The 7,792-nt window shown below is 60.9% G+C and carries 8 protein-coding genes; 4 read left to right on the top strand and 4 right to left on the bottom strand.

Translation table 11 applies throughout. The annotated features are described in order from the left end of the window. On the bottom strand, window positions 1-877 hold an 877-nt coding region (locus ACXJL8_RS27500; protein ID WP_456685920.1), incomplete at its 3' end, for an outer membrane protein assembly factor BamB family protein. A gap of 347 nt (window positions 878-1,224) precedes the next feature. Here ACXJL8_RS27500 and ACXJL8_RS27495 point away from each other — a divergent pair. Genes ACXJL8_RS27495 through ACXJL8_RS27485 form a run of 3 tightly spaced genes read left to right on the top strand, consistent with a single transcriptional unit; the run spans window position 1,225 to window position 4,452 of the window. Further along, the gene (locus ACXJL8_RS27495; RefSeq protein ID WP_456620448.1) at window positions 1,225-2,301 is read left to right on the top strand and encodes a type III polyketide synthase; all 1,077 of its coding nucleotides are present in this window, start codon (window positions 1,225-1,227) and stop codon (window positions 2,299-2,301) included. Beyond that, complete coding sequence (locus ACXJL8_RS27490; RefSeq protein WP_456685919.1) at window positions 2,298-2,816, top strand: isoprenylcysteine carboxyl methyltransferase family protein; 519 nt, start codon at window positions 2,298-2,300, stop codon at window positions 2,814-2,816. The genes ACXJL8_RS27495 and ACXJL8_RS27490 overlap by 4 nt, the downstream gene beginning before the upstream one ends. Before the next feature lie 46 nt (window positions 2,817-2,862). Continuing rightward, window positions 2,863-4,452 (top strand): DHA2 family efflux MFS transporter permease subunit, encoded by a 1,590-nt coding sequence (locus tag ACXJL8_RS27485; RefSeq protein ID WP_456620497.1) that lies wholly within the window; start codon window positions 2,863-2,865, stop codon window positions 4,450-4,452. Here ACXJL8_RS27485 and ACXJL8_RS27480 read toward each other — a convergent pair. From ACXJL8_RS27480 to ACXJL8_RS27470, 3 genes are all read right to left on the bottom strand, one after another. After that, complete coding sequence (locus ACXJL8_RS27480) at window positions 4,442-5,212, bottom strand: sulfite exporter TauE/SafE family protein (protein WP_456685918.1); 771 nt, start codon at window positions 5,210-5,212, stop codon at window positions 4,442-4,444. The genes ACXJL8_RS27485 and ACXJL8_RS27480 overlap by 11 nt on opposite strands. A 219-nt stretch (window positions 5,213-5,431) precedes the next feature. Continuing rightward, window positions 5,432-5,596 (bottom strand): hypothetical protein, encoded by a 165-nt coding sequence (locus ACXJL8_RS27475; RefSeq protein WP_456620445.1) that lies wholly within the window; start codon window positions 5,594-5,596, stop codon window positions 5,432-5,434. A 94-nt stretch (window positions 5,597-5,690) separates the two neighbouring features. Then, window positions 5,691-6,539, bottom strand: a complete 849-nt coding sequence (locus ACXJL8_RS27470) for an outer membrane protein (RefSeq protein ID WP_456685917.1) — start codon at window positions 6,537-6,539, stop codon at window positions 5,691-5,693. A gap of 290 nt (window positions 6,540-6,829) precedes the next feature. On the opposite strand from ACXJL8_RS27470, the gene ACXJL8_RS27465 reads away from it, so the two are divergent. After that, on the top strand, window positions 6,830-7,792 hold a 963-nt coding region (locus tag ACXJL8_RS27465), incomplete at its 3' end, for an AraC family transcriptional regulator (protein ID WP_456685916.1).

The following is a 7,792-nucleotide window of genomic DNA, read 5'->3' as shown; positions in this document are numbered from 1 at the left end:
GCGTGCCACCGCCCCCGTTGATCCAATATTTGCCTGAGGGATCCCAGGTCTTCGCCGCGGCTGCCATCGAAGCGTCCTCAAACGGCTTCGATGGATCCCCGGGCACGGTGAACCAGCGCCAAATTTGATTGCCGGTCTCGCTGTCGTACGCCGTGATGTATCCGCGCGCACCGTATTCGGCACCGCTCTGGCCGATCACGACCTTGCCGTTGAAGACTCGAGGCGCGCCGGTGATTGTGTACGAATGCTCGTGGTCGATCAGCGTATCCTTTTCCCAGAGCTCGGCCCCTGTCGCGGCATCGAGCGCGATCAGGCGTCCGTCATAGGCGGCGACGAATACCTTGCCCTTGTAAAGCGCGAGGCCACGGCTGACAGCGTCGCAGCACCCCCGATAGCCCTTTGACCGGTCGACACCTGGATCGAACGACCAGATTTTTGTCCCGGTCCGCGCGTCAATGGCATGGACCACGTTCCAAGGCGCCGACTGATACATGATGCCGTCGACGACGAGTGGGGTTGCCTCGATCCCGCGCGATGATTCAAGATTGTAACTCCAGACGAGCCCGAGATCCTTCACGTTGTCAGTGTTGATCTGATTGAGTTGGCTGAACCGCGTTTCGGCGTAGTCGAGACCGACGGTAGGCCAATCCCAGGATGTTTTCGTATTTGCTTTGATGAAGTCGCTGTCGACCCGCGAGATATCCGCCTTGATACGGTCCGGCTGCGCGTCGGTCCCGGCCTGCGCCCATGCACTGGAAGGGAGGGAAAGACCCAGGAGAACAAGAACGACACTGATCTCACGGAAGGCAATCTTACTCTTGAACCGATCGCCCGACTTTTTTTCAGGCCATTGATGCTGTGCGCTGGATTGCCCCATGGCTCACCTTCTTCCGTGCATATCGAGACCACGATGCGTGCGCATGCCTGCGCTCCGCTTCCGTTGATATGAAGTCTCAAACCTGCCCGGACGGTGCTACTGAAGCATTTCAGTCCTGACATGCCCGATTGCATTTGTAGGAAAGCGCCCTGCGTCGGAGCGTTCCGCTCCGGGGGCGGCGATCGATCGCTCCGAGCGCGCAATTTGTTTCGTCAAGCTAATTGAGCAGGACGAACAGGACTCCAAGTTGGCGCTGGAGAATTGTAACGCTGTTCAAGTTTTAGTGACGTCTCCGGCCGATTATTTGTTACACGCGTCGAAATATTAGCACCGCGCCGATGTTTCTTATGGCGATGACAGAAGCGTCAAGATCCCCGCCCGCAGCTGCCCTGGTCTCGCTAGCGACGTCGGTGCCTCCCCACGTCTTTTTACAAAAGGACGTTCTGACAGCAGCCTGGAATGTCTTCGGCCCTCGTTTTCCCGAGTTCGAAAGGTTCTCGAGCATTTTCTCGAATACCGGAATCGTCAAACGTCATGGCGTCAAGCCGTTCGACTGGTATCTCGAACGACGAGGCTGGCCGGAACGCACCGAGGCCTTTCTCGAAGGAGCTGAAGCGCTATTTGTCGATGCCGCCGAGAAAGCGCTTGCGAGCGCAGAGCTTGCCGGCGGCGACATCGACACCGTCGTGACTGTCTCTTCCACGGGAATCGCGACTCCAAGTCTCGAGGCGCGCGTCAGCCGCCGGATAGGGTTCCGGTCCGACGTGATGCGTGTACCGGTGTTTGGTCTTGGCTGTGCGGGCGGGGTTTCGGGATTATCGATCGCGTCGCGCCTCGCCCAGGCGCGACCAGGAACCAACGTGCTGCTGGTCACGATCGAGCTCTGCTCACTTGCACTTCGCCTGGACGAACTTACCAAGGCCAACATCGTCGCCGTTAGCCTGTTCGGCGATGGCGCTGCTGCAATCGTGCTGCGCGCGGGCGATGGCGGCGCTACGCAGATCGAGGCTGCCGGCGAACACCTTTGGCCGGATACGCTCGGCATCATGGGATGGAATGTCGACCCGGAAGGATTTGGCGTCATCTTTCGTCGCACCATACCCGACTTCGTCACGAGGCATTTCAACCCCGCCGTGACCGAAATTCTCTCCAGAATGCGCCTTTCGATGGAAGACATCGACCGGTTCATCTGCCATCCCGGCGGCGCGAAGGTTATCGGTGCATTGGAAAGCGCGCTCGCGCTCGACCAGGGAACGCTTTGCCATGAGCGGCAGATTATCGCCGACTTTGGCAACATGTCGTCACCTACTGTATTGTTTGTGCTTGAGCAGGCCCGCGCGAAGGGGCTGCCGGCGCGCTCGCTCTTGACGGCGCTCGGACCCGGCTTCACCGCGAGCTGTGTCACGCTACGGCACGCTGCGTGACGCTTGCTGAACTCATTCTCGGCGCCATCACGCTGCAGCGCGTCGGCGAACTCGTCATTTCGCGCGCCAACACTCGAAAGCTCCTGGCCCGCGGCGCCGTCGAGGTGGCACCCCGGCATTRTCCGTTGATCATCACGGTTCATGCCGCCTGGCTGTTGTCGCTGTGGGTGTTCGGCCGCGACCAACCGGTGAATGTCGGTGCCCTGGCCGGCTACCTCATCCTTCAGTGCCTTCGCTTCTGGGTCATCTGGACGCTCGGCTCACGATGGACGACGCGGATTATTGTTCTGCCCGAACAACCGCTCGTGTCAGCGGGACCCTATCGATTTCTGTCGCATCCCAACTATGCCGTGGTTGCCGGCGAGATCGCCGTGCTCCCTTTGGCTCTGGGTCTGCCGCTGCTGGCCGTGGTCTTCACCGTCCTCAACGCTGCGGTTCTCGCAATCCGCATACGGGCCGAGAACCGCGCCCTCGCCGCATCCCGTGAGACATTGTGCGTGGCTCATAATGACTGAACGGGTTACCGAGCCGAGTGTGGCTACGTGGCTTGGCTTCGTCCTGATGTGCCTTGGCATGTTCATGGCGATCCTCGACATTCAGGTCGTCGCCACGTCGCTACCCACGATCCAGAGTACACTCGCCATTTCGCGAGAGGCGATGAGCTGGATCCAAACCGCGTATCTGATCGCCGAGATCATCGCCATTCCACTGACCGGGTGGCTTACGCGCGCCCTGACGCTGCGATGGCTGTTCGTCATTGCGATCAGCCTCTTTACCCTCGCCTCCATCGGTTGCGCGTTCAGCGGCGGTTTTACGACGCTTGTCAGCTTCCGCGTGCTTCAGGGTTTTGCTGGCGGCGTGCTGATTCCGGCGGTTTTTTCCGCTGTCTTCCTGCTGTTTCCGATTCGTTTGCATCCCGTTGCCACCACCATGGCCGGCGTCATGGCTGTGCTGGCGCCCACGGTCGGGCCGGTGGTCGGCGGCTGGATCACCGACACCTGGTCCTGGCATTGGCTGTTTCTGATCAATGTCGCCCCCGGCGTGGTCGCCGCACTCGCCGCGCCAATGCTGCTGCCGCGCGAACGACCCCGGCTTTCCGATCTGGCCACACTCGACGTGCCGTCTCTCGCACTTCTTGCGGTTTCGCTTGCATGCCTGGAGATCGGCCTGAAGGAAGGCCCGCAGCGCGGGTGGCTTTCTCCATTCTGCTCCATCCTGATCGTCTTGAGTGCTGCCGCGGCAACTGTCTTCGCCATCCGAACACTCAGGGCCGCGCATCCGGTGGTCGAACTGTCGACATTTAGATCGCGCTCGTTTGCGATCGGTTGCGCATTGAGCTTCTTCCTCGGAATTGGATTGTTCGGCTCGGTCTATCTCATGCCGGTCTTCCTCGCCTATGTTCGACATCATGACGCATTTGAAATCGGCACGATCATGCTCGTCACCGGCGTTGCGCAGCTTGCCACCGCGCCGATTGCGGGCCTGCTGGAAAGCAGGCTTGATCCCCGTTGGTTGTCGGCCGCGGGGTTTGGTCTGTTCGCGGTCGGACTGGGTTGCAGTGCATTCGAGAGCCGTGCCGCCGACTTCCAGGAAATGTTCTGGCCGCAGGTCTTGCGCGGCGTTGCGATCATGTTTTGCCTGCTGCCTCCGACCCGGCTGGCATTGGGTTCGCTGAACCCGTCACAGATACCGGACGCAAGCGGCCTGTTCAATTTGATGCGAAACCTTGGCGGTGCAATCGGTATCGCGCTGATCGATACGATCCTTTATGGGCGCACCATCGAGCACGCCGACGCTCTGCGCGACCGTCTGATTGCAGGCGATGTGACCGCGGCTCAGGCGATCGGGCTTGACCTGACGTTGTTTACTCACCGCCCTCCGGGGGTATCCGACGCCACGATTGAAGCCTATCTGCGTCCCATGGTCGAACAGGCCGCTTTCGCGCTCAGTGCCAACGAAGCCTGGGCGCTCCTCGCTGGCGTGGCGCTGCTCGGACTATTGCTCATTCCGTTCGCGGATGGTCGATCGGAAGGCACCGACGCGGCCACAGACCAACTTGAACATCGAAGCCACATTGCGCTGGAGGCCGCCTCCTTCGATCCGTCGTCCAGGCGCGACATGCCGGTTGGGCCGGGGTCGTCTACGCGATGAGCTGCCTCGCCGCCGCCGAAATCATCACAAGCCCGCCTGTAATCACCGCAACGTCGAGAATCGCGGTGTGGATATGCACCGGCATCCGTTCGACGAAAGCTTTTGCGAGGAACGCGCCGGGGATCGCGATCGCCCCTATCAGCAGCGCAAAGGCGAGCACCTGCGCGGTCACCGCGCCGGCCAGGCCGAACACCGAGATCTTGATCAGGCCCGTGCCGAGCGAGATCATCGCATCGGTCGCGATCACCGCGGCGCCTTCGAGGCCCGCGGCCATCAAGAGCGAGAGCAGGATCACGCCGGAGCCGGACGTGCCGCCGACGAGTACGCCGTAACCGACCGAGCCGGCCGCAAGCCCGGTGTCGCCGATCTTGACCTGGCGGCGGCGGAGCACGCGGCGCAGCGGCACGCTCAGGATCAGCATGGAGCCGATCACTAGCGCTGCGCCTGCATTGGTGAGGCGCGTATAGCCGTAGGCGCCGAGCGCCGTCGTCAATGCCGCGCAGGCGAGCACGATCAGCGCGCGGCGGCGATCGGCATAGCGGAGATAGGCAGCCGCACGACTCGAATTGGTGAAGATGGCGGAGATCGCGATGATCGGCACCACCGGCTCGGCGCCGACCAGCGGCACCAGCACCAGCGGCATCAGCGCGCCGGTGCCGTAGCCGGCAAGACCACCGATGATCGAAGCAAACAACGCCATCAACGCGACCAGCAGAAGCTGCAGAAKCGAGATATCGGCGAAGCCTGAGACGATGGTCACGTTTTCCGTTCGCGGCTGACGCGTGCCGCAGCTTGATCTGCGATGGAAGCGAGCGCGGCTTCCTCTAGCGGAAAATCCGCCGCAAGCCAAGCGTCCTCGGCGAGTGTCAACACATGTTGAGCAGTAGATGATCGCAGGCGGGTCTGCGCCCGCGATCACTCCTTTTGCTTCGCGACGACTGTCGCTGGAGGCGGGCCGATCTTCGGTCGCCCGAGCGGGTCAAAAGCGGAAGTTCATCCCCATACGATCCATGTCGTAAGCGTTGCTGAACTTGACTTTGACGAAGCCATTGCCGGTCGCCGGCCCCTGCACAGTCAGCTTCACGCTCTGGTCACCGAGATCGACGTGCAGGCATCCGGCCTTGACGGTGGCGTTCGGGAGCACCGCATATTCGAGGCCGCCACCGGCCGTCCAGCAACATCTGTGACGAGGAGGTTGCAAGGAGCCGGGTTCTGATTCAATCAGAACCGAATAGGCTCTAGAAGCGATAGTTAAGACCGACGCGCGCGGTGCTGAAGGTGGCGCGGCCGACATTGGCGCTAATCGAGGCCGGCGTATCGCCGGGAATGAAGACCGCCAGAGCCGTTTCGGTGATTTTCTTCCCAGCAAGGCTTACATATAGATATTCGGCCTTGAGGGTCATGCGCTCTCCGAGAGCGTATTCAAATCCACCGCCCACCGTCCATCCCGCAGTTACGTCGCGCGACACGCCGGAAAAGCAGGTGGTGCCGCTTGCGCATGTGAAGCCGCTGTTGTCGGGCAGTCCATTGGCTGTGAAACGAACGGTACTATTGTTGATGTAACTTCCGCTGCGCGTGACCTGACCAGACGCCAGACCACCGGTGACATAGGTCAACAGCGTGCTGGTCGGCAGGTAGCCGAGGCGGGCCCGCACCGTGCCGAACCAGTCGATCCGCTCGTCGAAGGGTGCCGAGTATGGACCTGGAATGGGCACTGGGGGCATGACACCGGAGCTAATGCCTGAGCCTTTGATGCCGGACCAGTTGAAATCGGCCTCAAGGCCGACAAGCCAGCCCGTGCGGAGCTGTCGGTTGTAGCCGAACTGCAATCCGCCGAGCGCACCCGACGTCTTGAACGACGCTGGTGGCGGGATGCCGTCAGAAACAGACCAGACACGGGTAGCGTCATCGTTCGGGGCAAAACTCAGGTCGCGATCGCCCCAGCCATAGCCAACGTTCACACCGGCGTAAAATCCGGTCCAGTCATAGACCGGGACCGGCTTCGCCTTCACCGGCAGGTCGGCAGCCAATGCCGGCGACAGCATCATGGCTGAAACGACAACACCGGCCGCGATCAATTTTCTCATTGTTTAAATACCCAATAAGTCCGTCGTTCGGGATGACTACCGGGCCGCGCTTGGGTCGTCTTGTCCGCGAAGGTGCTGGGCTTGATCGAAACGGCACGGCAACAGGATCGCCGGCGAATGTGATTTCGGCGCAACGGTCGGCAGCCGAAAACTTGACCTATCCGGCACCGAACTTGACCTGGAATGCACGGCGGTCCGCTTTTGCATCACGTCGATGGACTGATGGGTGGATGCCATTCGCGCGGCCTCATGATAGCAATGGAACCGGCACGCGAGGATTATGGACGGATATGCCGAAGGTAGAATTTTCATCGGACCAGCTTCCATCCCACCTGAACGACAAGGCCCGATTCCGCCTGTGGCACGACATATGGATGGAACAACTCGGCAAGGCGGACATGAAGCACGCCGAGGACAAGCCATTCTATACCGCATCGAAGAATGTTCTTCTTGGCGAATTGAGCGTCGGCCGGTTTGCCACGACGACGGAACACTACGTGCGCACGCGCAAGCACGTGGCCAATGATCGCGACGACATTTTTGTGGGCTTYTATCGCAGCCCCCAGCCGCAATTATGGACGGTCGGAAACCAGGGGTTTGAGCTGCAACCGGGAAGTGTCGTTGCCTTCAACATCGCCCAACCGGTCTCGAGCTTTACGAACGGCCTCACAGCGTGGAATTTGACCTCCATACCTCGTGCGCAAATTCTGAAACTTGTTCCACATGCCGATCATCGTGCGGCAATGTTGCTCGACCCGGCCAATCCGGCGGTACGGCATCTCGAACGCACCATCAATTTTCTCCTTGAAGCCGATGAAGTCTACGAAGACCCGGAGTTGACGCGGCGCGCCAAGGCGATGCTCGGAGACTTGATCGTGTTGGCGCTCGGCGCGCGCGGCGAAGTCGCGGAGATCGCGGCGGAACGCGGCTTGCGCGCCGCGCGGCAGCGCGAACTGATCGCAATCATTGAGAAACGCTTCGCCGAGCCGTCTCTGTCGATCACGGCCATCGCGGATGCTCTCAGTCTATCGCGCCGCTATGTGAGCGATTTGCTACTCGAAAGCGGCGCGACATTCTCCGAGCGCGTACTTGAACTGCGCTTGCTGAAGGCGCGGGCCATGTTGTCGGACGTTCGCTACGACGACACGAAGGTGAGTGACATCGCCTTTGCCTGCGGCTTCAATGAAGTGACTTACTTCAATCGCCGCTTCCGCGATCACTTCGGCTGCTCACCGACGCAATATCGACTCGGA

This window comes from Bradyrhizobium sp. P5_C11_2, from assembly GCF_054049755.1.
Note: the sequence above shows the minus strand (reverse complement) of the source record. Positions and strands in the feature narration are given on the sequence as shown.

What these genes read in the sequence shown, in the direction of transcription:
- ACXJL8_RS27495 (WP_456620448.1), top strand. Translation starts at nt 1,225, where the DNA reads ATGGCGATGACAGAAGCGTCAAGATCCCCGCCCGCAGCTGCCCTGGTC.
- ACXJL8_RS27485 (WP_456620497.1), top strand. Translation starts at nt 2,863, where the DNA reads ATGTGCCTTGGCATGTTCATGGCGATCCTCGACATTCAGGTCGTCGCC.
- ACXJL8_RS27470 (WP_456685917.1), bottom strand. Translation starts at nt 6,539, where the DNA reads ATGAGAAAATTGATCGCGGCCGGTGTTGTCGTTTCAGCCATGATGCTG.